At 59.1% G+C, this 25,376-nt stretch carries 28 protein-coding genes; 20 read left to right on the top strand and 8 right to left on the bottom strand.

Annotation, left to right across the window (positions count from 1 at the left end):
• Positions 1 to 59 precede the first annotated feature (59 nt).
• Positions 60 to 1,190 (bottom strand): M14-type cytosolic carboxypeptidase, encoded by a 1,131-nt coding sequence (locus CGZ77_RS07505; RefSeq protein ID WP_036496388.1) that lies wholly within the window; start codon positions 1,188 to 1,190, stop codon positions 60 to 62.
• A gap of 144 nt (positions 1,191 to 1,334) precedes the next feature.
• On the opposite strand from CGZ77_RS07505, the gene CGZ77_RS07500 reads away from it, so the two are divergent.
• On the top strand, positions 1,335 to 1,577 hold the full coding sequence (locus tag CGZ77_RS07500; RefSeq protein ID WP_009426681.1) for a glutaredoxin family protein: 243 nt from the start codon (positions 1,335 to 1,337) through the stop codon (positions 1,575 to 1,577).
• Positions 1,578 to 1,744: 167 nt separating this feature from the next.
• Here CGZ77_RS07500 and CGZ77_RS07495 read toward each other — a convergent pair whose 3' ends face one another.
• Both CGZ77_RS07495 and lon read right to left on the bottom strand, forming a co-directional pair.
• Positions 1,745 to 2,014 (bottom strand): HU family DNA-binding protein, encoded by a 270-nt coding sequence (locus tag CGZ77_RS07495; protein WP_036496375.1) that lies wholly within the window; start codon positions 2,012 to 2,014, stop codon positions 1,745 to 1,747.
• A gap of 191 nt (positions 2,015 to 2,205) precedes the next feature.
• Complete coding sequence (lon, locus tag CGZ77_RS07490) at positions 2,206 to 4,638, bottom strand: endopeptidase La (RefSeq protein WP_094031081.1); 2,433 nt, start codon at positions 4,636 to 4,638, stop codon at positions 2,206 to 2,208.
• 195 nt (positions 4,639 to 4,833) lie between these two features.
• Between lon and CGZ77_RS07485 the strand changes: the two genes are divergently transcribed.
• From CGZ77_RS07485 to lipA, 3 genes are read left to right on the top strand one after another with little or no spacing between them, the layout of a single operon-like run.
• A complete protein-coding gene (locus CGZ77_RS07485) occupies positions 4,834 to 5,103 on the top strand; it encodes a YbeD family protein (protein WP_036496371.1) in 270 nt (89 codons plus the stop codon).
• A complete protein-coding gene (gene lipB / locus CGZ77_RS07480) occupies positions 5,103 to 5,717 on the top strand; it encodes a lipoyl(octanoyl) transferase LipB (protein ID WP_009426677.1) in 615 nt (204 codons plus the stop codon). Before CGZ77_RS07485 ends, lipB begins: the two co-directional genes overlap by 1 nt.
• Positions 5,718 to 5,741: 24 nt before the next feature.
• Positions 5,742 to 6,740 (top strand): lipoyl synthase, encoded by a 999-nt coding sequence (gene lipA / locus CGZ77_RS07475; protein WP_009426676.1) that lies wholly within the window; start codon positions 5,742 to 5,744, stop codon positions 6,738 to 6,740.
• Between the two features lie 82 nt (positions 6,741 to 6,822).
• On the opposite strand, the gene CGZ77_RS07470 is transcribed toward lipA, so the two are convergent.
• Entirely contained in the window at positions 6,823 to 7,242 is a 420-nt protein-coding gene (locus tag CGZ77_RS07470; protein WP_009426675.1) for a Spy/CpxP family protein refolding chaperone, read from the bottom strand.
• A gap of 246 nt (positions 7,243 to 7,488) precedes the next feature.
• Here CGZ77_RS07470 and rpe point away from each other — a divergent pair, with 246 nt between their 5' ends.
• From rpe to CGZ77_RS07435, 7 genes are all read left to right on the top strand, one after another.
• Positions 7,489 to 8,169 carry a ribulose-phosphate 3-epimerase gene (gene rpe, locus CGZ77_RS07465; RefSeq protein WP_036496385.1) on the top strand — a complete coding sequence of 227 codons (681 nt, stop codon included), beginning with the start codon at positions 7,489 to 7,491 and terminating at the stop codon, positions 8,167 to 8,169.
• A gap of 62 nt (positions 8,170 to 8,231) precedes the next feature.
• Positions 8,232 to 9,548, top strand: coding sequence for a bifunctional tetrahydrofolate synthase/dihydrofolate synthase (gene folC / locus CGZ77_RS07460; RefSeq protein WP_009426673.1), 1,317 nt, complete (start codon positions 8,232 to 8,234; stop codon positions 9,546 to 9,548).
• Positions 9,549 to 9,566: 18 nt separating this feature from the next.
• Complete coding sequence (locus tag CGZ77_RS07455) at positions 9,567 to 11,303, top strand: SPOR domain-containing protein (RefSeq protein WP_094031080.1); 1,737 nt, start codon at positions 9,567 to 9,569, stop codon at positions 11,301 to 11,303.
• A gap of 70 nt (positions 11,304 to 11,373) precedes the next feature.
• Positions 11,374 to 11,862, top strand: coding sequence for a CvpA family protein (locus CGZ77_RS07450; protein WP_009426528.1), 489 nt, complete (start codon positions 11,374 to 11,376; stop codon positions 11,860 to 11,862).
• Between the two features lie 18 nt (positions 11,863 to 11,880).
• Positions 11,881 to 13,419, top strand: coding sequence for an amidophosphoribosyltransferase (gene purF, locus CGZ77_RS07445; protein ID WP_094031079.1), 1,539 nt, complete (start codon positions 11,881 to 11,883; stop codon positions 13,417 to 13,419).
• Positions 13,420 to 13,539: 120 nt separating this feature from the next.
• Positions 13,540 to 14,148, top strand: coding sequence for a hypothetical protein (locus CGZ77_RS07440; protein WP_009426530.1), 609 nt, complete (start codon positions 13,540 to 13,542; stop codon positions 14,146 to 14,148).
• Between the two features lie 426 nt (positions 14,149 to 14,574).
• On the top strand, positions 14,575 to 15,552 hold the full coding sequence (locus CGZ77_RS07435) for a tRNA-dihydrouridine synthase (protein WP_036496293.1): 978 nt from the start codon (positions 14,575 to 14,577) through the stop codon (positions 15,550 to 15,552).
• 229 nt (positions 15,553 to 15,781) lie between these two features.
• Here CGZ77_RS07435 and CGZ77_RS07430 read toward each other — a convergent pair whose 3' ends face one another.
• Together CGZ77_RS07430 and CGZ77_RS07425 are read right to left on the bottom strand one after the other, a co-directional pair.
• The gene (locus tag CGZ77_RS07430; protein WP_094031078.1) at positions 15,782 to 16,597 is read right to left on the bottom strand and encodes an undecaprenyl-diphosphate phosphatase; all 816 of its coding nucleotides are present in this window, start codon (positions 16,595 to 16,597) and stop codon (positions 15,782 to 15,784) included.
• A gap of 335 nt (positions 16,598 to 16,932) precedes the next feature.
• Positions 16,933 to 17,406, bottom strand: coding sequence for a universal stress protein (locus CGZ77_RS07425; RefSeq protein ID WP_009426538.1), 474 nt, complete (start codon positions 17,404 to 17,406; stop codon positions 16,933 to 16,935).
• A 119-nt stretch (positions 17,407 to 17,525) separates the two neighbouring features.
• Between CGZ77_RS07425 and CGZ77_RS07420 the strand changes: the two genes are divergently transcribed.
• From CGZ77_RS07420 to hflX, 5 genes are all read left to right on the top strand, one after another.
• Positions 17,526 to 18,293, top strand: a complete 768-nt coding sequence (locus CGZ77_RS07420; RefSeq protein ID WP_094031077.1) for a ThiF family adenylyltransferase — start codon at positions 17,526 to 17,528, stop codon at positions 18,291 to 18,293.
• Positions 18,294 to 18,432: 139 nt separating this feature from the next.
• Entirely contained in the window at positions 18,433 to 18,810 is a 378-nt protein-coding gene (locus CGZ77_RS07415; RefSeq protein ID WP_009426542.1) for a hypothetical protein, read from the top strand.
• Positions 18,811 to 19,030: 220 nt separating this feature from the next.
• Positions 19,031 to 20,386: a tRNA 5-hydroxyuridine modification protein YegQ gene (gene yegQ, locus CGZ77_RS07410; RefSeq protein ID WP_009426543.1), complete on the top strand. Its 1,356-nt coding sequence runs from the start codon at positions 19,031 to 19,033 to the stop codon at positions 20,384 to 20,386.
• Positions 20,387 to 20,525: 139 nt separating this feature from the next.
• Positions 20,526 to 20,759, top strand: coding sequence for a hypothetical protein (locus tag CGZ77_RS07405; RefSeq protein WP_009426544.1), 234 nt, complete (start codon positions 20,526 to 20,528; stop codon positions 20,757 to 20,759).
• Between the two features lie 51 nt (positions 20,760 to 20,810).
• The gene (gene hflX / locus CGZ77_RS07400; protein ID WP_009426545.1) at positions 20,811 to 21,971 is read left to right on the top strand and encodes a GTPase HflX; all 1,161 of its coding nucleotides are present in this window, start codon (positions 20,811 to 20,813) and stop codon (positions 21,969 to 21,971) included.
• A gap of 103 nt (positions 21,972 to 22,074) precedes the next feature.
• Here the strand turns inward: hflX and CGZ77_RS07395 are convergent, their stop codons facing one another.
• Positions 22,075 to 23,289 carry a uracil-xanthine permease family protein gene (locus tag CGZ77_RS07395; protein WP_009426546.1) on the bottom strand — a complete coding sequence of 405 codons (1,215 nt, stop codon included), beginning with the start codon at positions 23,287 to 23,289 and terminating at the stop codon, positions 22,075 to 22,077.
• A 126-nt stretch (positions 23,290 to 23,415) separates the two neighbouring features.
• Between CGZ77_RS07395 and CGZ77_RS12080 the strand changes: the two genes are divergently transcribed.
• The 4 genes from CGZ77_RS12080 (at position 23,416) to CGZ77_RS07380 (ending at position 24,652) form a co-directional block, all read left to right on the top strand.
• Complete coding sequence (locus CGZ77_RS12080; protein WP_009426547.1) at positions 23,416 to 23,643, top strand: hypothetical protein; 228 nt, start codon at positions 23,416 to 23,418, stop codon at positions 23,641 to 23,643.
• Positions 23,644 to 23,830: 187 nt separating this feature from the next.
• The gene (locus CGZ77_RS07390; protein WP_009426548.1) at positions 23,831 to 24,025 is read left to right on the top strand and encodes a CsbD family protein; all 195 of its coding nucleotides are present in this window, start codon (positions 23,831 to 23,833) and stop codon (positions 24,023 to 24,025) included.
• Between the two features lie 72 nt (positions 24,026 to 24,097).
• Positions 24,098 to 24,256: a DUF1328 domain-containing protein gene (locus CGZ77_RS07385; RefSeq protein ID WP_009426549.1), complete on the top strand. Its 159-nt coding sequence runs from the start codon at positions 24,098 to 24,100 to the stop codon at positions 24,254 to 24,256.
• Between the two features lie 135 nt (positions 24,257 to 24,391).
• Positions 24,392 to 24,652, top strand: coding sequence for a YhjD/YihY/BrkB family envelope integrity protein (locus CGZ77_RS07380; protein WP_009426550.1), 261 nt, complete (start codon positions 24,392 to 24,394; stop codon positions 24,650 to 24,652).
• Between the two features lie 121 nt (positions 24,653 to 24,773).
• Here the strand turns inward: CGZ77_RS07380 and CGZ77_RS07375 are convergent, their stop codons facing one another.
• Positions 24,774 to 25,217, bottom strand: coding sequence for a four-helix bundle copper-binding protein (locus CGZ77_RS07375; protein WP_036496298.1), 444 nt, complete (start codon positions 25,215 to 25,217; stop codon positions 24,774 to 24,776).
• Positions 25,218 to 25,376: the final 159 nt, after the last annotated feature.

Genomic DNA, 25,376 nt, shown 5'->3' with positions numbered 1-25,376 from the left:
GACGTTTCTGAAAGTATACCGACGGCTTTCAGATGGCCTAGCGTGCGGTTTTTTGATGTTTAACGCAAATCGGGCAGCACGTTCAGCACCGCCGAGAGTACGGCCTCGCCCAGGCGCAGGGAGCGTTGGCCGTTCCAGCCGAAATCGTCGTCGGGCAGGTTGTCATTGTCTTTGAACGGCATTTCCAGCGTGTACGACAGGCATTGGAAGCGGTTGCCGACCCAGTTGTTCGCCCAACTCAAATCAGCCTCGCCCGGCGCGGCTTTCGGATAGCCCTCCTCGTCTTGGAAATCGGGGCTGGCGGCGGCGAAGGCGGCTTTGAAACGGTTTTCCAGTCCGGCGATGCGCGCGTTATACGTCGGCACGCCTTCCGTACCGGCAACGAAGATATAGGGCAGGCTTTCGTCGCCGTGGATGTCGAGAAAGAGGTCGACGCCGGTTTCCAGCATTTTTTCGCGCACGTAAAACACTTCGGGGCTGCGCTCGGCCGAAGGGTCGGCCCATTCGCGGTTGAGGTTGGCGCCGGCGGCGTTGGTGCGCAGGTTGCCCAGTGCCGCGCCGTCGGGATTCATATTGGGCACGATGTAAAACGTCGCCTGATCGAGCAGGGCGCGGGCGGTGGGGTCCTGCGGGTCGAGCAGGCGGCCGAGCAGCCCTTCGACAAACCATTCAGCCATGGTTTCACCGGGGTGCTGGCGGGCGGTGATCCATATTTTCAAATCGCTTTCGACCTGGTTGCCGATGGTGAGCAGGTTGATGTCGCGCCCTTCGACGGTGCTGCCCAGATCGTCAATCTGGCACAGGCCGCTGCCCTGCGCATCGCCCAGCAGGTTGAGGTGCTGCTCGCCGGAATAGGGTTCGAAATAGGCGTAGTAGACGCTGTTGGACAGGGGGGTGTGGTTGATGGTGAGCACGCCGTTTTCGTAGTTTGTCGGCACGCAGAACCAGTTTTGCCTGTCGTAGGAGGCGCGCGCCTGATAGTCCTGCCAGCCTTCGGGATAGGCGGCGGAGGCGGCGTTTTCAAAATGCATGACGCAGTTTTGGTAGGCCGCGCCCTGCAATCGGAAATAAAACCATTGGGCGAAGGCGGCGGCGTTGTCGGGACGCAGGGCGAGGCGGATGTTTTGCGGGTCGGACAGGTCGTTGACAATGACCGAACCGGCGTGGAAGCGGGTGGAGATTTTCAGCATGGCATATCCCGTGTCGGGCGGTTGGCAAAAGGCGGCATTATAGGTTTTCCCGCGCTGTGCCGCCATATTCGGCCTTTCAGGCGGCCTGTATAATCGCGGCCGTCTGAAAGCACAGCTTCAATAAAGTTAAAACAGGAAACCGCCATGAAACTGACCCTGATGTTCCGCGAATACTGCAGCCTGTGCCACGCCATGCGCGACGCGCTCAAGCCTTTGCAGGAAGAATACGGCTTCGCCTTGGAAATTTTCGATGTCGACGACGATCCGCTGTTGGAAAAGAAATACAACGAACTTGTGCCCGTGCTGCTCGACGGCGAAACGGAAATCTGCCACTGGCATTTGGACGAAGCGAAGCTGCGCGCGCATCTGGCGGCAAAGGCCGTCTGAAAGCGCGGTTTCGACGGGTTAAACCGCCCTGCCCTTTGTGACAGGGCGGCATGGGTTTTATGTGATCCAATACGGCAGACATAAAGAAGGCCGTCTGAAAAACCGGTTTTTGGGAACCGGGTTTTTCAGACGGCCTCTTGTCTGGATTCGGGCATCCTGCCTATGGTTTACAGCGCGTCTTTCAGGGATTTGCCGGCACGGAATTTCGGAGTTTTGGCAGCGGCGATGGTGAGCGGCTCGCCGGTTTTGGGATTGCGGCCTTGGCGCTCGGCGCGTTCGCCGACGTAGAAAGAACCGAAACCGACCAATGTGACGGTGTCGCCTTTTTTCAGGGCTTCGGTAATGGCATTTACCATACCGTCCAGAGCTTTGGCGGCGGCGCCCTTGGAAATGTCGGCCTCTTGAGCCATTGCTTCGATCAATTCAGACTTGTTCACGATAAGTCCCTTTCTGTCGTTTTGAGAAAATGAAGAATTCCGAAACCCGGACGGCATCGGAATGCGGATGGATATGACGCGCCTTTATAGCAAGGCTGAATTTGCCGTGTCAAGGCAAAACGCACAAACGGCGGACATTTCCGGCCTAATCGCCCGCCGTTGCGGCGTTTTGCAACAAAACGCCGCCTGCGTCAGTGTTTGCGCGCTTTTACGCTTGACTTTGCCTCGGAAGCATTGGTTGCAGCATCTGCCGCCGCTTCCGCTTTAAAAGGCTCGGGACGGTATTCCAAACCCAGCTCCAGCACTTCGTCTATCCATTTGACGGGATGGATTTCCAAACCTTCCTTCACATTGGCGGGAATTTCCTCCAAATCCTTCACGTTGCCCTGCGGAATCAGCACATGTTTGATACCGCCGCGCAGAGCGGCCAGCAGTTTTTCTTTCAAGCCGCCGATGGGCAGCACCTCGCCGCGCAGGGTGATTTCGCCGGTCATGGCTACGTCGGCACGCACGGGGATATTGGTGAAGGCGGAAACCATCGCCAGCGTCATGCCGATGCCCGCGCTCGGGCCGTCTTTCGGCGTCGCCCCTTCGGGAACGTGGACGTGGATGTCGCTTTTTTCGTAAAAGTCGGGTGCAAGGCCGAGGGCTTCGGCGCGGGAGCGGACGACGCTCCATGCGGCGGTGATAGATTCCTGCATCACGTCGCCCAGTTTGCCGGTACGCACGATGTTGCCTTTGCCTTTGAGGGCGACGGCTTCGATGGTGAGCAGTTCGCCGCCGACTTCCGTCCAGGCAAGGCCGGTTACCTGGCCGATGCGGTTTTCGCTTTCGGCGACGCCGAAATCGAAGCGGCGCACGCCTAGATAACTGCTCAGGTTTTGCGAGTCCACCACAATGGCTTCGGGCTTGCCTGCACCCTTGCCCGCATCTTCCGCCAGCTGCGCCGCCATCACGCCTTTGCGGCAGATTTTGGCGATTTCGCGATCGAGCGAACGCACGCCCGCCTCGCGGGTGTAGTAGCGCACGATGTCGCGCACGGCTTCTTCGCGGATGTCCATTTCGCCCTCGCGCACGCCGTTGCGTTCCATCTGTTTGGGTACGAGATACTGCATGGCAATGCTGACTTTTTCGTCTTCGGTGTAGCCCGACAGGCGGATGATTTCCATGCGGTCGAGCAGCGCCGACGGAATATTCATGCTGTTGGACGTGGCGATGAAGAGCACGTCGCTCAAGTCGTAGTCCACTTCGACAAAGTGGTCGGCGAAAGCGCTGTTTTGTTCGGGGTCGAGCACTTCCAGCAGCGCGCTGGACGGATCGCCGCGGAAATCGTTGCCGAGTTTGTCGATTTCGTCGAGCAGGAACAACGGGTTTTTCACACCGGCCTTAATCATGCCTTGGATGATTTTGCCAGGCATCGAGCCGATGTAAGTGCGGCGGTGGCCGCGGATTTCGCTCTCGTCACGCACGCCGCCCAAGGCCATGCGCACGTATTTGCGGCCGGTGGCTTTGGCGATGGACTGGCCGAGCGAGGTTTTGCCCACGCCCGGAGGGCCGACGAGGCACAAAATCGGCCCTTTGAGCTTGTCGCTGCGTTTTTGCACGGCCAAGTATTCCAAGATGCGCTCTTTCACTTTTTCCAAACCGTAGTGGTCGGCATCCAACACCAAATCGGCTTTGGCAATATCTTTGATAACGCGCGTTTTTTTCTTCCACGGCAATTCGAGCAGTGTATCTATATAGTTGCGCACCACGGTGGACTCGGCCGACATCGGCGGCATCATCCGCAACTTTTTCAACTCCGAAAGCGCTTTTTCTTCCGCTTCCTTGCTCATGCCCGCTTCGCGTATCTGCGTTTCGATTTTGTCGAGTTCAGCACGCTCGTCTTCCTCGCCCAATTCCTTATGGATGGCTTTGACCTGCTCGTTCAGGTAATACTCGCGCTGCGATTTCTCCATTTGGCGTTTGACGCGCCCGCGAATGCGTTTTTCCACTTGCAGAATGTCCAGCTCGGCATCGAGTTGTCCGAGCAGGAATTCCATCCTTTCGGCCACATCCACGCGGTTGAGCACCTCCTGGCGCAATTCCAGTTTCAGTTGCAGATGCGCGGCCACGGTGTCGGTCAGACGGCCGTTGTCTTCGATACCCGAAATTGTGCCCAGCACTTCGGCGGGGATTTTCTTGTTCAGCTTGGCAAACTGCTCGAACTCGTTCAGCAGCGTGCGGCGCAGGGTTTCCATATCGCGGCCTTCGGAAACGCCTTCTTCGGCAGCTTCCACTTGGGCGAAGAAATAGTCGCCGTTACTTTCCACCGACAGTGCACGGGCGCGGCTGATGCCTTCCACCAGTACTTTCACCGTGCCGTCCGGCAGTTTCAATACTTGCAGGATGTTGGCAATCGTGCCCATCTTGTGCAGATCGGCGGCCTGCGGCTCTTCGTCGTTGGGGTTTTTCTGCGCCAAAAGGAAAACCGGCTCGTCGTTTTCCATTGCTTTTTCCAAAGCCGCAATCGATTTCGCACGGCCGACAAACAGCGGCAGCACCATATGCGGATACACCACCACATCGCGCAGCGGCAGCAGGGCCAAGGCGCGGTAATCTTCTGAGAATTGTGTTTTAGCCATAGTTTTTCTTCCTTTACCAAATTCAAGGCCGCCAAATTGGGCTGGCGGCGTTTTTTTCAAGACTTGAAAAGAGGCCGTCTGAAACTTATCTCGCGGCAGACTTTGCACCCCGATTGCGTTAGAATACGCCCCGCTGTTTTTCAGACGGCCTCCGCACCCCGCACAGGCCGTCTGAAAACAAACCAGGATAAAACCATGACGCCGCAAACAGAAAACCTCATCGATTTCCCCTGCGCCTTCCCCATCAAAGTCATGGGCGCGCAACACCCCGACTTCCTGCCCGAAATCCTCAAAGCCGTGCAGGAACACGCGCCCGACACCGGCGAAGCGCACATCACAAGCCGCCCCAGCAGCGGCGGCAACTACCTCTCCGCCACCGTTACCGTGCAGGCGCAAAACCAAGAACACCTCGACAACATCTACCGCAGCCTGACCGCGCACCCGCTGGTGAAAGTGGTGTTGTGATGAAAACCGTAGAACTCGGCCGCCGCGACTATTTGCCCGTTTTTGAAGCCATGAAAGCTTTCAACAGCAACCGCAGCGCCGATACGGAAGACGAATTATGGGTTGTCGAACACAACCCCGTTTTCACGCAGGGGCTGGCGGGCAAGGCCGAACACCTGCTGGATGCCGCAGACATCCCCGTCGTCCAAATCGACCGCGGCGGCCAGATTACCTACCACGGCCCCGGCCAGCTCGTCGTCTACACCATGATCGATTTCAAACGGCGCAAAACCGGCGTCCGCAACATCGTCTCCGCTTTGGAAAACAGCATCATCGCCACCCTCGCCGACTACGGCATCGAATCGGCTGCCGATCCGCAGCGCCCCGGCGTTTATGTAGACGGCAAAAAAATCGCCTCCCTCGGCCTGCGCATCAAAAACGGCTCGGTTTACCACGGCCTCGCCCTCAATGTGAACATGGACTTGGCTCCGTTCGCCCATATCAATCCCTGCGGTTATGCCGGACTGCAAATGACGCAAATCGCCGACCTCGTCAGCCCCTGCCCCGCCCTTGCCGACGTGGCCGGCAAACTGACCGCACTGCTGAACAAAAATCTGGCGGCTGAGGCCGTCTGAAAACCAAAAAACGAAAGACACACCATGAGTACCGAAACCACCAATCCCCTCGACAACCGACAAGGCGTCAAACATACCGGTGCGGCGAAAACCGCCCGCATTCCCATCAAAGTCGTCCAGCCCGAGCAGAAGCTGAAAAAGCCCGAATGGATACGCGCCAAGCTACCCAATCCGAAAAAATTCTTTGAGATTAAAGACATCCTGCGCGAACAGAAAATGCACACTGTCTGCGAAGAAGCCGCCTGCCCCAACATCAGCGAATGTTTCAGCAAGGGCACAGCTACCTTCATGATTATGGGCGACATGTGCACCCGCCGCTGCCCCTTCTGTGCCGTCGGCCACGGCCGCCCCAACCCGCTCGATCCCGAAGAGCCGCAAAACCTCGCCAACTCCGTACGCGCGATGAATTTGCGCTACGTCGTCATTACTTCCGTCGACCGCGACGACTTGCGCGACGGCGGTGCCCAACACTTTGCCGACTGCATCACCGCCATCCGCCAGACCAGCCCGCACACCAAAATCGAGATTCTCGTACCCGACTTCCGCGGTCGTCTCGACATCGCCCTCAAAATCCTAGCCGAAACCCCGCCCGACGTGATGAACCACAACCTCGAAACCCATCCGCGCCTCTACAAAATGGCGCGTCCGGGCGCGGACTACAAACACTCGCTCGAACTGCTGCGCCGCTACAAGGAAATGCAGCCCGGCGTTCCCACCAAATCGGGCATCATGGTCGGCTTGGGCGAAACCGACGACGAAGTGCGCGAAATCATGGACGACATGCGTGCACACAATGTCGAAATGATTACCATCGGCCAATATTTGCAGCCTTCAGACGGCCACCTGCCCGTTTTGCGCTACGTTACGCCCGACATGTTCAAACAGTTCGAGCGCGAAGCCTACGGCAAAGGTTTCCAAAACGCCGCCTGCGGCGCGATGGTGCGCTCCAGCTACCACGCCGACGAACAGGCCGCCGAAGCCCTACGCGAACAAAGCAAATCCACACCCTGCGGCCATCATTGACGATAGGTGCAAGATACAGAAAAGCCCGATAACAATCGGGCTTTTTGTTCGGATTGGGAATGACCTCATCGGCGCGAACCGTTCAGTGCAGGCACTTCTGAATCCACAGCCTTTGCTGGGCGGGATTAAGCAACTGGTAAAACTTATGCTGGACGGCCATCTCGTCAACGGCAAACTGCAAGCCGGCTTCGTAACGTTCGACAACATAGCGGTGCGCCTGACGCTCGTCGAACTGCGGCGCGGACAGAATCCTCAGCAGGCTGTCGCGCCGGCTGCGTTCGGAACGGCGGTTGTCCTGAACCAGGCGTTCCGCCGCCTGCTTGTATTCGCCGCGCAGGGTACGCAGCTCGTCGTATTGTTCGCGGGACAGATTGAGTTGGCGGATGTCGCAGTTGGTGTGGAAATCTTGGATGTTCAGCGCGAAAGCGGCGGGAGGGAGGCCGCACAGAAAACCGGAAACGGCAGCGGCACAGAGCGTTCGGCGTGATAGATAGGTAAGCACTTTGTTCTTTCTCGGCTTGGTCTGACAGGCGGGGAAAATCAGGGTGGAAATATAAAGGAGCAGCCCGTCAATCGCGGTATAATAGCCGTAAACTTGCGTAAAACAAACCGTGATTGACTGAATACTATGGCAATTGTGCCCGCAAAATGCCGAGTGGCAGAATTTTATGTTGCAAAAATGCAATCGCACCGCTTTTTATGCCGTCTGAAAATTTTAAACGGGCTGTGCCCGAAAACAGAGGAACCCATGTACAAATTCCGTATCGCTCCCAGCATTTTGTCGGCCGATTTTGCCCGCTTGGGCGAAGAAGTTTCCCGCGTTATCGAAGCGGGAGCGGATCTGATCCATTTCGATGTGATGGACAACCATTACGTGCCCAACCTCACCTTCGGCCCGATGGTCTGCGCCGCCATCAAGCCTTACGCCTCCGTGCCGGTAGACATCCACCTGATGGTAGAACCGGTGGACGATTTGATTCATGCCTTCGCCAAAGCGGGCGCCGGCATCATTACCTTCCACCCCGAAGCCAGCCGCCATGTCGACCGCAGCCTCAGCCTGATACGCGAACACGGCTGCCAAGCCGGGCTGGTACTCAACCCCGCTACCTCCGTTTCCGTATTGGAAAACGTGCTCGACCGCCTCGATATGGTGCTGCTGATGTCGGTCAACCCCGGCTTCGGCGGCCAGAGCTTTATCCCGCACACGCTGGAAAAAATCCGTCAAACCCGCGCCCTGCTCGACCGCTACCGCGAACGCAGCGGGCGGCACATCGCCATCGAAGTGGACGGCGGCGTCAAAACCGCCAACATTGCCGAAATAGCCGCAGCAGGCGCAGACACCTTTGTCGCCGGTTCGGCCATTTTCGGCCAACCCGACTACCGCGCCGTTATCGACGACATGCGCGCAGAGCTGGCTAAGGCCGTCTGAAAAACTTCCGCCGCCTGAGCAAAGCTTTTCAGACGTCCTTTTATCAAACACGAAAGCAGATTATGAAAACCCTCACCGAATGGCTTGCCCACTTGGAAACCGCCCACAGCAACGGCCCGATAGACATGGGCTTGGATCGCGTCGGCGAAGTGAAACGGCGCATGGCGCTGAACCCCGCCTGCCCCGTCATCGTCGTGGCGGGCACCAACGGCAAAGGCTCGGTCTGCGCCTTTCTCACGCACATTTACAAAGAAGCCGGTTTCAAAACCGGCACCCTCACCAGTCCCCACCTGCTGCGCTACAACGAGCGCATCGCCCTCAACGGCGAGCCCGTTTCAGACGGCCTCATCACCGCATCCTTCGAGCGCATCGAAGCCGCACGCGGCGACATCTCCCTCACCTATTTCGAATTCAACACCCTCGCCGCCATCGACATCTTCATCCGCGAACAGGTCGACATCATGATTCTCGAAGTCGGCCTCGGCGGCCGCTTGGACGCCGTCAATGTTTTTGACGGCGACGTCGCCGTCGTTACCAGTATCGATCTCGACCATCAGGCCTTTCTCGGCGACACCGTCGAACAGGTCGGCTACGAAAAAGCCGGCATCTTCCGCAACGGCCGCCCCGCCGTTATCAGCCAAAACCCACCGCCGCAGTCCCTCATCGAACACGCACGCCAAACAAACACCGACCTGCTTATCGCCAAGCGCGACTTCGGCTTTGTCAAACTGGAAAACCAGCAATGGTCGTTCCGCTTCCATCCCGAAAACAGCAGTCTGTTTTCAGACGGCCTCAAACGCAACCGCAACGCCCTGCCCATGCCCGCCCTGCGCGGCGGCTACCAGCTTGCCAACGCTGCCGCCGCCCTCGCCGCCGTCGAATGCCTCAACGGCAAACTGCCCATCGACATCGGCGCCATCAAACGCGGCCTATTGATGGCGGAAAACCCCGGCCGCTTCCAAGTGCTGCCCGGCCGCCCGCTCACCGTGTGGGACGTCGGCCACAATCCCCACGCCGCCCGCGCCATGCGCCAAAGCCTGATCGGCCTGCCCTTCGCGCAAAAACGCACCGCCGTATTTTCCATGCTCTCCGACAAAGACATAGACGGCGTCATCGACATCCTCAAAGACCAGTTTGACATCTGGTACGCCGCCCCCCTGCACCTGCCGCGCGGCATGAGCGCCCAAGACATTGCCGCCAAACTTCAAGCGCACGGCATCACCGAAATCCGCACCTTCGACAGCGTTGCCGACGCCTACCGCGCGGCGTTTGCCGACAGTACGGAAAATGATAGAATCGCCGCCTTCGGCTCCTTCCACACCGTAGCCGAAGTGATGAACCTCAGCGAAAAACCGACAGGCCGCCACGCAGCGGAATAACACACAACGGGAAGCAAAATGGCAGACAAACGACTGGACAGCATGAACGAATACGAGCAACTCAAACGCAAAAACCGCCGCCGCCTGGTCGGCGCATCGGCCATGGTTGTCGTCGCAGGCATCGTATTCGGTGCGGCAGTCGGCAGCGGCAGCGAAGACGCTCCCGCCGAACCCGCAACCGTTGCCGCCGCTCCCCAACCCGAACCCCTGACGCTGCCGCCCGACCAGCCCGAAGAACCTGCCGAACAGGACGATTCGGCCAACGACACTTTCGAGATGCCGTCCGATCCCGTCCCCGAAGCCAAACCGGCAGAAGCCAAACCCGTATACGAATTGAAAGAAGGGCAGGAAACCGTCGAACAGACCGATGCCGACGGCTCGGTGCGCACCGTCGTCAAAAAAGCCGAACCCGCCCGCTACGACCGCGGCAGCGAACCCGTCGTTACCATCAACAACACCAACAAACAGGCAGCGGAAAAAGCCAAACGCAAAGAAGCCGAGAAAGCCGCCGAAGCCAAACGGCTGGCACAGGAAAAACAGCGCGAAGAAGCGGAACGCCGCGCCGAAGCCGAGCGCATTGCCGCCGAAGAAAAAGCCGTTCGGGAACAAAAACTGGCTGAAGAACGCAGCAAAGAAGAGCGCAAACGCCGCGCCGAAGAAAAACGCGCCGCCGATCGCGAGGCCCGCCTGAAACAGGAAGAGCTTGCCCAAGCGCGCAAAGAAGCGGAATTGAAAAAACGTGCCGAAGCACGCAAAGCCGCCGAAGAAAAACGCCTTGCCGAAACGCAAAAACGCGAAGAAGCCAAACAGGCCGCCGAGGAAAAACGTTTGGCGGAACTGAAAAAACGCCGGGAAGAACAAAAACAGGCCGAAGAAAGACGCCTGGCCGATCAGAAAAAGCAACTGGAAGCCAAAAAACAGACTGAGGAGAAACGTCTTGCCGAGCAGAAAAAGCGTCAGGAAGCCGAAAAACAGCAGGCCGAAGCCAAGCGTCAGGCCGAGTTGAAAAAACAAGCCGAAGCGAAAAAGGCGGCTGAGGAAAAACGCCTGGCCGAACAGAAAAAACGGCAGGAAGCCGAAAAACAGCAGGCCGAAGCCAAGCGTCAGGCCGAGTTGAAAAAACAGGCCGAAGCGAAAAAGGCGGCTGAGGAAAAACGCCTGGCCGAACAGAAAAAACGGCAGGAAGCCGAAAAACAGCAGGCCGAAGCCAAACGTCAGGCCGAGTTGAAAAAACAGGCCGAAGCGAAAAAGGCCGCCGAAGAAAAACGTTTGGCCGAACAGAAAAAGCAGCAGGACGCCAAAAAACAGGCTGAGGAAAAACGCCTGGCCGAGCAGAAAAAACGTCAGGAAGTCGAGAAGCAGCAGGCCGAAGCGAAAAAAGCAGCCGAAGAAAAACGCATTGCCGAGCAGAAGAAAAAACAGGCCGAGGCGAAAAAGGCCGACAACCGGGCGCAGCAGGCTCTCGACAACAAAGGCAAGTCCGCCAAGTCCGATCCGCAGGCAGTTTTGGAAAACCAAAAAGGCCGCCGCGCCATGATTCAAACAGGCGCCTACCGCTCGCAGGAGCAGGCGAAAAAAATCCAGCAGCGCCTGGCCGACGCCGGATACAGCGCCTCCATCAGCGAAGCGGACACCGCAAACGGCAAAGTCTACCGCGTCCGTACAGGCTCATTCCCCAATCAGGAAGCCGCGCAAAAAGCACTGGCCCGCATCAGAATGCAGGGTTTGGACGGCGCGGTGGTGCTGGGCAAATGACCGAGAGGCCGTCTGAAAGAGCCAAGCGCCTTTTCAGACGGCCTCTTCCCCGTTTTTCCGATTTATCCCTATGTCCCTATTCGATATTTTCGCCCTGTCCGTCATCGCCCTGTCGGCGGTGTCCGCCACCGTGCGCGGCATCATCAGCGAACTTTTGTCGCTTATCACCTGGCTGCTGGCGCTGGCCGTTGCCAAAATCGCCGCCGCCCCGCTGGGCGCGTCGGTTTTGTCGGTGATACAGCCGCCCGTTCTGGCTACGGCCGCCGGCTTTGTCGCCGCCTTTATTGCCGTGATGCTGGCGATGTCGCTGCTGCGCCCGCTGCTGACCGGCGGCGCAAAGACGGTGGGACTGGGCGGCATCAACCGCCTGCTCGGCACGTTCTACGGCACACTGCGCGGCGGCGTGCTGGTGATCCTAGCGGTACTGGTGTGCGCCTTCACCGACCTGCCGCAGAGCGAGGATTGGCGCAGCGCGCAAAGCGCCCCCTTTTTCGAGAGCGCGGCCGAATTGGCCGTGCCCTATCTGCCCGATTATCTGGCGGGCAAAATCAAATACTAACTTTTTGGAGACGAAGCGATGTGCGGTGTTTTCGGCCTGGTGGCCCACGAACCGGTAAACCAATTATTGTATGACGGCCTGCAAATGCTCCAACACAGGGGGCAGGATGCGGCGGGAATCTCCACGCTGGAAGGCCAGACCTTCCACATGCACAAAGGCAAAGGCATGGTGCGCGAAGTGTTCCGCACCCGCAACATGCGCGAGCTGACCGGCAACACCGGCATCGGCCACGTCCGCTATCCCACGGCAGGCAATGCGGGCAGCACGGCCGAAGCGCAGCCGTTTTACGTCAGCTCCCCCTTCGGCATCGTGCTGGCGCACAACGGCAACCTCACCAACACCGACGAGCTTTACCAAAGCGTGTGCGACAAACACCTGCGCCACGTCAATACCGGCTCCGACTCCGAAGTGCTGCTTAACGTATTGGCACACGAACTGCGCCGCGAAGTCACCGCTTCAGACGGCCACATCCTCAGCACCGACCACATCTTCAACGCCGTATCCAGCCTGCACAAACTCGTGCGCGGCGCCTATGGCGTCGTCGCCCTGATTGCCGGCTACGGCCTGCTCGCCTTCCGCGACCCCTTCGGCATCCGCCCGCTCGCCCTGGGCAGAAATATCAATGAAAAAGGGCAGACCGACTGGGCGGTGGCCTCCGAATCCGTCGTGTTCAACAGCCTCGCCTACGAACTTGTGCGCGACATCGCCCCCGGCGAAGCCGTCTTCATCAGCAACGACGGCAGGCTCTACAGCCGCCAATGCGCCGGCGCACCCAAGCTCGCCCCCTGCCTGTTCGAATACGTCTACTTCGCCCGTCCAGATTCCGTTATCGACGGCGTGTCCGTCTACCAGGCGCGCGTCAACATGGGAGTCGCCCTTGCCGAAAAAGTGAAAAGCGAAATCGACCCGGCCGACATCGACGTCGTCATGCCCATCCCCGACACCAGCCGCCCCAGCGCGATGGAGCTGGCCGCCCACCTGGGCAAACCCTACCGCGAAGGCTTCATCAAAAACCGCTACATCGGCCGCACCTTCATCATGCCCGGCCAGGCCACGCGCAAAAAATCCGTGCGCCAGAAACTCAACCCGATGGACAGCGAATTCAAAGGCAAAAACATCCTCCTTGTCGACGACTCCATCGTACGCGGCACCACCAGCCGCGAAATCGTCGAAATGGCCAAAGCCGCCGGCGCGAAAAAAGTCTATTTCGCCTCCGCCGCCCCCGAAGTGCGCTACCCCAACGTCTACGGCATCGACATGCCCACCCGCGAAGAACTCATCGCCAACGGCCGCAGCGCCGCCCAAATCGCCGCAGAAATCGGCGCCGACGGCTGCGTCTTCCAAAATCTTGCCGACCTCGAAAACGTTATCCTCGGCATGAATCCCGCCATCGAAGGCTTCGACGATTCCTGTTTCAGCGGCCGCTACCTCACCGGCGACATCGACGAAGCCTATCTGCAACGCCTCTCCGACAGCAAATCCTCCGGCGCCGCCGCCTTCGTCCGCTCCGGCCTGATCGACCACAGCGTGCGCGTCGAAGACGGCAATGAAGAATAGGCCGTCTGAAACCCCAGCCCCGGCATAGCGCGTTTTTCAGACGGCCTCAGGCTTCGTCAAGGCGCAATGCCGGATTTCCCTTCCCCCGCAACCTAACGACAGAAAGAGAAAAAACAAAAAATGAAACCCGCCCTGCCCCTCAGCGCTTTACTCTCCGCCATCGCCCTGGCCGCCTGCCAGCCGCAACCGGCCGACACGCCCGCCGCTCCCGCTGCGCCGGCCTCGTCGCCCGCCCCCACAGAAGCCACGCCGCACGGCGCCTCCGCACCGTCCGCAGCATCCGCGGGCAAACAGGAAGACCCAGCCTTCAAAGCCGACGCACTGCTGCTGCTCAAAACCATAGAAGAAATCGGCACACAAAGCTCGCTGTATCTCGATTCCGACGACATGCGCCGCAAAGTCGAAGAAATCCGCAAAACCGCCGACAAAGCCCGTCGCAACCGCCTCACCGTCGAAATCTACCGCAGCAACATCCAAGTCTACCAAGACGCCGTTGCCAAGCTGCAAGATCTGAAAGTGCAGGACAAAGAAACCTCCGCCCTGCGCGACCTATGGATTAAAAAATTCAAAACCGACATCGAACTCTTCGAAATCCAAATCAAAGAACAGGACAACGGCCTCAGCGACGAACAGCTCCAGGAAAAATACAAAGACCTCTACCGCCAAAACCGCGAGCTGGCGCAAGACGCCGCCGAGCAGAACATGGCTTTCTACAAACGCACACGCTAGAGTGCAACACGAAAGGCCGTCTGAAACCGCCAAGCGCTTTCAGACGGCCTCTTTTTCACTTCGTCGAAACTCCGCTTTCAGAAACGACACTATCACAAAGACGGGAACGTCCCCGCCGCTCCGCCGACGGACAGAGGCCGTCTGAAAAATGCCGCGTATCGCAGCGCCTACCGCCATTTTCCGTTTTCAGACGGCCTCATAGCCCTCTCTGTTCCAAACCTCCGTGCCGCAGACAAAACAGATTGAGGCCGTCTGAAAATACCGCGCGGTGCGGCAGGTGCCGCCGTTTCCCACTTTCGGAAACATCATTTCCGCACTGGCGGGAACGGCCTCAACCCGCTTCATGGTCTGCGCGGCAAACCTGCGGCGCGGCCGTGCGCCAATCGGGCTATAATCCGCCCCTTTTTCCGACTCCCGCCCAATGCCATGACCGACAATCCGTGCTACCTGATACTCGCCCCCATGCAGGGGCTGGCCGACGCGCCGATGCGCGACCTGCTCACCCGCATCGGCGGCTTCGACGAATGCGTCAGCGAGTTCGTCCGCATCACGCACACCGTCCACTCCCGCGCCACCTGGCTCAAACACGCGCCCGAAATGGCGCACGGCAACCGCACCCCCTCGGGCGTGCCCTGCACCGTCCAGCTTTTGGGCAGCGACGCGGACAACATGGCGGCCAACGCGCTGGAAGCCGTGCGCTTCGGCGCGGAAAAAATCGACCTCAACTTCGGCTGCCCCGCGCCCACGGTCAACAAACACCAGGGCGGCGCGGTGCTGCTCAAAGAACCCGAGCGCGTGCACCACATCGTCAAAACCCTGCGCCGCGCCCTGCCCGCGCACATCCCGCTCACCGGCAAAATGCGCCTCGGTTTCGACGACAAATCGCTGGCGCTGGAAAACGCGCAGGCCATCGCAGAAGGCGGCGCCTGCGCCCTCACCGTCCACGCCCGCACCAAGGTCGAAGGCTACGAGCCGCCCGCGCATTGGGGCTGGGTAAAGAAAATCGCCTCGGCGGTGGACATTCCCGTCACGGCCAACGGCGACGTGTTCACGCTGCAAGACTATCTCGACATCAAACGCGAAAGCGGCTGCACCGGCATCATGATCGGGCGCGGCGCAGTGATCCGCCCCGGGCTGGCGCGGCAGATTAAGGCTTACGAAAACGGCCAAGCGGCGGCGGAAATGCCCTTTGCCGAAACGCTAAACTGGATACGGCTGTTTGTCGGCCTGTGTCTGGATGCGGCAGGCGGCAGCGAAAAATACGCCGTCGCCCGCCTGAAACAGTGGCTGGGCATGATGAAACAGGCCGAGCCGCAGGCGGAGCGGCTGTTTGCCGTTTTGCGCACGCTTAAAGACGCGGCGGCGGTGCAGGCGGCGCTGGCGGATTTTCAAGCGCAGGATTAGGGGCTGTTTGCAATTGGTTTGCGTAGCGGATTTTGCGTCAGAAAGCGGCAGATGCAAGGCGAAAATGCGAGCCTATGCTGCCCATAGGCGGGTATTTTCAACGCGGCAGATGCCGTTTTATGGCGTTAAAGCCGCCGCAATACCAATTGTAAACAGACCCTAAGTCCGCCAAACATAAAGAGGCCGTCTGAAAACCATTCAGACGGCCTCAAGCCTTTTTCAGACGGCCTTATTTCAAAGCGGCGAAATACAGCAGCACCAGCGCGCCGAGCACGATTCTGTACCAGCCGAAGATTTTGAAATCGTGCCGCTTGATATAGACCATCAGGAATTTGATGGCGAGAATGCTGACGACGAAGCTGACAATCATGCCGCAGGCCAAAATCCCCGCTTCGTGCGCGGTAAACGACAGGCCGTGTTTGGCGATTTTCAGCAGGCTCGCGCCGAACATCACGGGCACGGCGAGAAAAAAGGTAAATTCCGCCGCCACTTCGCGGCTGAGGCCGACGGCAATGCCGCCCAAAATTGTCGCCCCCGAACGGCTGGTACCGGGCAGCACGGCGGCAATGACTTGAAACAACCCCACCCACAAAGCCTGCGCGTAGGAAATACCCGCCAGATCGCTTGTTTTCGGCTTGTGGTGTTTGTTGCGGTTTTCGACAACGATAAAGGCGATGCCGAACACAATCAGCATCACCGCCACCGTCCACGGATTGTAAAAATGGCTGTCTATCCAGTCGTTCAGCGACAGGCCGACCACGGCGGCGGGCACGCAGGCGAGGAGGATTTTGCTCCACAGCGGCACGGCTTCGCGTTTCAGGCGCAGGCCGCGCGCAAACGGCCACAGCTTGTCGAAATACAAAACGGCCACCGCCGCAATCGCGCCGAGCTGGATCACGACGAGGAACATTTTCCAAAATTCGGGCGACACATCGAGCCGCACAAACTCGTCCAGCAGAATCATATGGCCGGTGGAACTGACGGGCAGCCACTCGGTAATGCCCTCCACAATGCCGAACAGCGCGGCTTTCAAAATATCTGACATACAACACTCGCAAACGGAAAAAAGGGCGGATTCTACCCGATTTCGGCAAAGAGGCCGTCTGAAAACGACAGCCGCGCCTTTCAGACGGCCTCAGAGTATAGTGAACCAACACGAAAATCTACGGCGTTGCTGCGCCTTGCCGTACTACTTGTACTGTCTGCGGCTTGCTGCCTTGTATCTTTCCTATTTTGTTTCACTATATGTCGGCATCTGGCTTTTGAAACGGATGGCCTGCACATCCTTAGGCGTACAAAGGCCGTCTGAAAACCCTCCGCACGCGGCGGCGGTTTTCAGACGGCCTCTTTAACTTTGATACGGCAGACAGGCGCCGCGCCTTATTCCTCGTCGGTCGGCTCGCTGCGGATAATCAAAAGCGGCAGATGGCTCTGGCGCATCACGGTTTCCGCGAAGCTGCCCATCAACAGGTGCATCAGACCCGTGCGGCCGTGCGTACCCAAAACCAAAAGGTCGGCGCCCTGCTGGTCGGCATAATCCACCAGCTCCTGCGCCATCTCGCGCGCGCCCTTGTTCGCCAAAAGCAGGTGCGTGCTCACGCCCGCAATGCCCGCTTCCGCGCCGTTGGTGATTTCCAAAGCGGCCGAAAGCACCTCGTTGCCGTTGGCAATGGCAGCCTCCTCATAGCTGTCCTGCTGCAAAAACTCCGGCGCGAGCGCCATGTATTCGGCGGGATTGGCAACGTGTACCAAAGTCAGACGGGCCTTGCCCGCAGCCGCCACGCTGCATGCGTGTTTCAAGGCGTTGGCAGAAGTTTCGCTGCCGTCTACCGCTACCACCAGATGCTTATACATAAAAACTCTCCTTGACGTTGATATAGGACTTTGTCCTGCGGACAGGCCGCAGGACGCGCAGTATAATCCAGCCCGCGCGCAAGATGCGCATTTTTTCCGTTTTGATTTGACCTCACGCAATGACCGATTCCCCACCCTCCCGCCGCTTCGGCGGCATCGCCCGCCTCTACGGCCAACCCGCCCTGCAACGCCTGACGCAGGCGCACGTCTGCGTCGTCGGCCTCGGCGGCGTCGGCTCGTGGGCGGCGGAAGCCCTCGCCCGCTCCGGCGTCGGTGCGCTCACCCTGATCGATTTGGACAACGTCGCCGAGTCCAACGTCAACCGCCAGCTCCACGCCCTTACCGACAACTTCGGCAAAGCCAAAACCACCGCCCTGGCCGAACGCATCGGCCAAATCAACCCCGCCTGCCGCGTCAGCGAAATCGAAGACTTCGTCACCGAAGAAAACCTGCACGAGATTTTCAGACGGCCTTTCGGCTTCGTGATCGACGCCATCGACCAAGTGCGCGTCAAAGCCGCCATGGCCGCCCATTTCGTGCACAGCGGCCAGCCCTTCGTATTGAGCGGCGGCGCGGGCGGACAACGCAACCCCGCCCACATCCGCACTGCCGACCTCTCCGCCGTCACCCACGACCCGCTCTTAGCCAACCTGCGCTACACCCTGCGCCGCCGCTACGGCTTTTCGCGCGACCCCAAACAGAAAATGCGCGTCCCCTGCGTCTATTCCCTCGAAAACACCACTCCGCCGCAAACCGCAGCCGCCTGCGACACCGCGCCGCAGGGACTCTCCTGCGCGGGCTACGGCGCCAGCATGCTGGTGACCGCCGCCTTCGGCCTCTACTGCGCCCAAGCCGCTGTCGAGCACATCGTGTCACAAAAACCGTAAACACCCTTTGCCGCCAAGGCGCAAAGCGCGATAATGGACACACAGAAACAGGCCGTCTGAAAGCGCAGCTTCAACGAAGTTAAAAGCAAAAACACAAACCGCCCGCCGTTTTTCCACCCAACCGCAAAGGAGCAGCCGCATGAAACCCATCCTCCCCGCCGCCGCACTCGTCCTCCTCGCCGCCTGCGCCCTCACCCCCGAGCAGCGCGCCGAGCGCGAAGCCGCGCAAATCCGCGCCCGGCAAAACCTGCAAGTCGCCCTCGCCGCCCAGTGCGACCCCGGCACCGCCGCCCTGATGCGCCGCCAGTTCGACGGGCAAACCGGTGCAAACGCCAAAGAAAAACAGGCCTTCCGCCTCGCCTACATCGACAAAGTGGAAGACAAAATGTTCCAAGCCTGCTACCGCATGGCCTGGCAGACCTACACCGCCGAGCAGCGCCTGGCAGACCTGCGCCGCTACAGCTACTACGACGACTGGTGGTACGGCCCGCGCCCGTGGGGGCCCTGGTGGTGGTGAGGCCGTCTGAAAGCCCGCCTTCCTTTTAAACAACCCTGTTTCAGACGGCCTCAAAGGCCGTCTGAACCTTGCCGCCGCCGGCGAAAGCGCGGATAATCCGCCCCGCTTGAAATCCTTGTTTTCAGACGTTTTCAAACCTTTCAGGCTGCCTTCGATAACCAAGGCAGCCTGAAAGCCGTTTTACCATTCCAAACCCTTTGCCAAACACAGCACAAACACCATGAAATCTCCCGAACTCCTGCTGCCCGCCGGCGGCCCCGAGCGCATGCGCACCGCCTTCGACTACGGCGCCGACGCCGTTTACGCCGGCAGCCCGCGCTACTCCCTGCGCGCGCGCAACAACGAATTTGCCAAGCTCGACGTGCTTTCAGACGGCATCGCCGAAGCGCACCGTCGCGGCAAAAAATTCTTCCTCACCTGCAACACCCTGCCGCACAACTCCAAGCTCAAAACCTTTGTCGCCGACATGGAACCCCTAGTCGCCATGAAGCCCGACGCCCTGATTATGGCCGACCCCGGCCTGATTATGGTTACCCGCGAGCGCTGGCCGGAGATGCCGATCCATCTTTCCGTGCAGGCCAACACCACCAACTACTGGGGCGTGAAATTCTGGCAGAACATCGGCGTCGAACGCATTATTCTGTCGCGCGAATTGTCGATGGAAGAAATCGCCGAAATCCGCCAACAATGCCCGGACATCGAACTGGAAGTCTTCGTGCACGGCGCCCTGTGCATCGCCTATTCCGGCCGCTGCCTGCTCTCGGGCTACTTCAACCACCGCGACCCCAACCAAGGCACCTGCACCAACTCCTGCCGCTGGGACTACAAAGTCCACGACGCGCAAATCGACGACATGGGCGACGCCAAACTACTCGAAGGCTTTGACTTCAACAAAGCGCAGGAAGAAGCCAACCAGGCCTTTGAAGGCATCAACGGCCAGAAACGCCACCCCAAAGCCGACAAAATCTTCCTGCTCGAAGAGTCCAACCGCCCGGGCGAATACATGCCGATTATGGAAGACGAACACGGCACCTATATTATGAATTCCAAAGACCTGCGCGCCGTCGAGCAGGTGGCCGAGCTGGCGAAAATCGGCGTGGACAGCCTGAAAGTGGAAGGACGCACCAAATCGGTTTACTACGTCGCCCGCGTCGCCCAAGCCTACCGCAAAGCCATCGACGACGCCGTCGCCGGCCGCCCCTTCGACTACGGCCTCTTGGCCGAACTCGAAGGTCTGGCCAACCGCGGCTACACCACCGGCTTTCTCGAACGCCACCAAACGCAGGAATACCAAAACTATCTCGAAGGCCATTCGCTGTCGAAACAAAGCCAGTATGTCGGCCAGGTCAGCGCCATCGACGCCGACGGCTGGGCCACGATAGACGTGAAAAACCGCTTTGCCGTCGGCGATACGCTGGAAATCATCCACCCCGCCGGCAACCAAACCATTATCTTGCAGGCGATGAAACGCGGCGGCGAAGCGGCCGACGTCGCCCCGGGTAACGGCATCCAGGTGCAGATTCCGGGAATGCAGGGGCAGGACAAGGCGCTGGTGGCCAGAATCATCAACCCGTAACCGCGCCGCCGTCCGCAACGGCAAAAGGCCGTCTGAAAGCAAAGGCCGTCTGAAAACCTTTTCAGACGGCCTCGGCATGGCAAACAGAGCATTCCGTATATAATCCGCCGCATCCGTATCTTCGTCCGAAGGAAGAAAAATGGCCTTATATGCAGCCATCGCCGCGGGTCTTGTTACCGCCTACCTGCTGTTTCTGCTGCTCTTTGGCGATTGGGAAGAGCTGTGGGACAGCATCAAACTCTCGTTCACCCCCGATATCTTCAGCGCCCTGCTCGGCCGCTGGCACGAAGACCAGTGGGCAAGTGTCAAGCTCACGCTTTGGATAGGCATCAGCGTGCTCGCCGCCATCGGCGCGTATGCCGCCTTCCAATAACGGCAAAGGCCGTCTGAAACCCGTTCAGACGGCCTAAACAAAGGAAACCCCATGTCCGAACGCAGACCCGACAAAACCCTGGGCAAACCCGAACGCATCATGCTCGTCGGCGTCATGCTCGAAGCCGACTACAGCGGCGCCAACGAAACCCGCGAACGCGCCTTCCGCGCTGCCCTCGACGAAGCCGAAGAACTCGTCCGCGCCACCGGCGGCGAACTCGTGCGCCGCGAAACCGCCAAACGTGCCCGCGCCCACACCGCCCTCTTTGTCGGCACCGGCAAAGCCGAAGAACTTGCCGCAGCCGTCGCCGCCGACAACATCGAACTGGCCGTCTTCAACCACGAACTCAGCCCCACGCAGGAGCGCAACCTCGAAAAAATCCTGCAATGCCGCGTGCTCGACCGCGTCGGCCTCATCCTCGCCATCTTCGCCCAACGCGCGCAAAGCCAGGAAGGCCGTTTGCAGGTCGAACTCGCCCAACTCACCCACCTTTCCGGCCGCCTCGTGCGCGGCTACGGCCACCTGCAAAGCCAAAAAGGCGGCATCGGCCTCAAAGGGCCGGGCGAAACCCAGCTCGAAACCGACCGCCGCCTCATCGGCCAAAAAATCACCGCCCTGAAAAAACGCCTCGAGGCCGTCAAACGGGGGCGCGCCACCCGCCGCAAAGCCCGCCAAAGCGGCAGCCTGCCCACCTTCGCCCTTGCCGGCTACACCAACACCGGCAAATCCAGCCTGTTCAACCGCCTCACCAAAGCCGACGTTTTCGCCAAAGACCAGCTCTTCGCCACCCTCGACACCACCGCCCGCCGCCTCTATCTCTCGCCCGAAGCCAGCGTTATCCTCACCGACACCGTCGGCTTCGTGCGCGACCTGCCGCACGGCCTTGTCGCCGCCTTTTCCGCCACCCTCGAAGAAACCGCCCTCGCCGACCTTATCATCCACGTTATCGACGCCTCGCGTGACGACCACGAGCGGCAAACCGACGACGTCAACCGCGTCCTCGCCGAAATCGGCGCGGGCGACATCCCTCAGCTCTTGGTCTACAATAAAACCGACCTCCTGCCGCCCGACACCCGCCCCACAGGCATCTTGCGTAATGCCCAAGGCCGCCCCATCGCCGTCAATATTTCCGTCAAAACCGGCGCAGGGCTGGACGGACTGCGCCAAGCCCTGATCGAACTCGCCCTTTCAGACGGCCTTTACAAGCCGTAAACCGCCGCCGTTTCCCTAACGAACCCGCTTTTTTCAGACGGCCTCAAAGGCCGTCTGAAAGCCCGAAACGGGTTTTTCAGACGGCCTTTTTATACCGATCCGCTTATTCCTGCTCCGCCCTGTCCGGCAGCACCAGATTCAGCACAATCGCCAGCACGGCGCACAGGCCGACGCCGGCGAAGCTGACGCTGCCGACTTTGAACACCATGCCGCCGACGCCCGTGGTCAGCACCGAGCTGGCGATCACCAGGTTTTTCGGTCTCATCAAATCCACCTGCGCGTCGATCAGCGTTTTCAGGCCGAGCGAGGCGATGGTGCCGAACAGCAGAATCATCACGCCGCCCATCACCGGCAGCGGAATCGAGGCGAGGAAGGCGTTGAATTTGCCGAAAAAGGCCATGCAGACGGCAAAGAGCGCCGCCCAAGTCATGATGGCGGGGTTGCTGTTTTTCGTCAGCATCACCGCGCCGGTCACTTCGCCGTAGGTGGTGACGGGCGGGCCGCCGATCAGGCCGGCCACGCACACGCCCAAGCCGTCGCCCGCCAGCGTTTTGTGCAGTCCGGGGTCGGCGGCGTAGTCCTGCCCCGTTACCTTGCCGATGGCCATGATGCCGCCGATGTGCTCGATGGCGGGCGCGACGGCCACGGGCAGCATAAACAACGCCGCCTGCCAGTTCACTTCGGGGCGGTGGAATTCGGGTACGGTAAACCAGTCGGCCTGCGCAATGGCGGAGGTATCGACGATGCCCAGCGCCCAAGCCGCGAGATAGCCCGCCGCCACGCCGATCAGAATCGGGATCAGCTTCATCATTTTGCTGCCGAACACGGCAACGACAACGGTCACGGCAAAGGTAAAGCCGGAAAGCAGCAGCGACTGCACATAGTCGTATTTCTGCCCGCCGCCTGCCTGTCCCATCGCCATCTGGCTGGCCACCGCCGCCACCGACAGGCCGATCACCATAATCACCGGCCCGATTACCACGGGCGGCAGCAGCTTGTTCACCGCGTCCAGCCCGCGCCATTTAATCAGCGCGGCGAACACGAAATACATAAAACCGGCGGCAAACAGGCCGAACATCGTGCCGCCCATGCCCCATTCCTGCATCGCGTAAATAATCGGCGCGATAAAGGCGAAGGACGAGCCGAGGAAAATCGGCACCTTGCGCCGCGTGCAAAGCTGGAACAGCAGCGTGCCGATGCCCGCGCCGAGCAAGGCCATAGAAGGGTTGAGGCCGGTGAGCAGCGGCACGAGCACCATCGCACCGAAAGCGACGAAGAGAATCTGCGCCCCCGCCACCGCCTGTTTCAGATATTGCATGATTACGCTTTCTTTACACAAAACGCGCAGATTATAACGGTTTGCCACAGGCTTTGCTAAGCGCCTTTACAGAACGCAAAAGCCGTTCCGCCGGTACCCCTTCGGGGCATAAACGCAGGAATGAAGTTGCCGACAACCGCCGCCCGTTTGCCCTTTGCCGGAACTTCGCTTTCAGACGGCCGCCGCTATACAATCGCCCCTCGCCGTTTTGGAGCACCGCCCATGCCCCGACCGTTTTGGCCGTCTGAAAACACTGCCCTGTGGCTTGGCCGTTTCCGCGCCGCCTTCGCCCATGCCCGCGTGCCGCTTACCGCCGCAGGGCTGACTTGCTTGTTAGTAAATAAAATTTACTAAAAATCTTCAATTTAAATTTGAAATATGTAAAAATTAAAAAAATACCGCAATAAATTGCTTTTTTATCAAAAAATATCATGCTTTTAATTTGCCAATTAAGAAATTATCAGATAAGATTTGGCACAAGCGGTCATGAAAAGACCGTGAGTACCCTTCTATTAATCAATTAAGATAAGGATGGTGTAATATGAATGAAGATATTTTCAAAGGTAAATGGACACAGCTTAAAGGTAAAGCCAAAGAAAAATGGGGCGAACTGACCAATGACGATTTGGATATCGTTGAAGGCAAACGTGATCAGTTGGTTGGTAAAATCCAAGAACGTTATGGTCGCACCAAGGAAGAAGCTGAAAAAGAGATTGATGACTGGTTGAACGATTAAGTCGTTAAATGATTTGATTTAGGGAGACGGTCGGCTCTGCCGGCCGTTTGTACATTTGCTAAAGGAAAAATTATGCTTCATTATGCAGTGGTTTTTTTCGTAATCGCCATTATTGCAGCGGTATTGGGTTTTGGCGGTATTGCAGGTAGTGCTGCAGGTATTGCCAAAATCTTGTTTGTCGGTTTCCTGATTTTATCGGTGTTGTCACTGATTTTTGGTAGGAAGAAATAAAAGCAAAACGATTGCAATGCAATCTTCATGAATAAGCATTCTCTAACACAATGGCCGTCTGAAATTTTCAGATGGCCATTGTTTTATTCATTTCTTGATAAGAGATGGGCTAAATCGGAGTCCAAAAGCAGCTATATGCTCTACCGCTTCGTGCCCGCCGCGCCCGTTTCCCGCCGCGCCTGGACGGCCGCCGCTGCCGCCGCGCTGCTGCTCAAAGCCGCGGGCTACGCCTTCGCCCGGTACAACGCTACGCTGGCCGCAGGCTATGCGGCGGTGTACGGACGCTTTGCCGCCGTGCTGCTTTTTTTGCTGTGGATCAATCTGCTGTGGACGATGCTGCTCTCCGGCGCAGTGCTCGCCGCCTCGCTTGATGCCACGCGGGAAGAGGCCGTCTGAAAGCGTGGTTTGAACATTGGCAGGCTATCGGGCAGAACCTGAAAAAGGCCGTCTGAAAAAAGGCCGTCTGAAAACCCAAAACAGGGTTTTCAGACGGCCTTTTTTCGTTTTCACACGCGCATCAGGCGGCGATTTTTTCGCAGGCTTTGACGCAGGTGGTGCAGGATTCGTAGCACGCTTTGCATTCGGCGTGGTGTCCCGCGTGCGCTTTGCAGGCGGCGGCGCACTGTTTGCAGGCTTGGGCGCACAGCTTGGCCAGCGCGGGCACGAGCTGCGATTTCTGCGCGGCGAGGTTTTGCAGCGCGCCGCACAGGGCGAGCATCTGGTTCACGGCCACGGAGCAGTCTTTCATGCTTGTGTCGCCCTGATTGAGCAGGGCGATGCAGTGCGCAAGGCAGACCTGCCCTGCGGCAAGGCAGTGGCCGGCAGCCAAACGCGCTTCGTCGTAGGGATTGGCGGCGGGTGCGGCGTGGTGGTGGGCATGGTGGTCGTGGGCTTTGGCCAGCGAAGCGGCGGCGGCGAGGGAAACCGCGGCGGTGCTGCCGATGAATTGGCGTCGGTTCACAGCATTCTCCTTGTTTGGTTTGCAGGAAAGGTTAAACGGAAAACAGCCTTTTGTTAAGAAACGTTGGCTGCGGCCGATATTAACATGTTGCAGCGCCAGGCGGCAAACGGCCGCGCCGCCTGTTTTCAGACGGCCTTTCGGTTAGAATGCGGCCTTGTC

Origin of the sequence: Neisseria sp. KEM232, from assembly GCF_002237445.1 — a bacterium.
Classification (GTDB): domain Bacteria; phylum Pseudomonadota; class Gammaproteobacteria; order Burkholderiales; family Neisseriaceae; genus Neisseria.
This window is presented reverse-complemented; position numbering and strand designations above follow the sequence as displayed.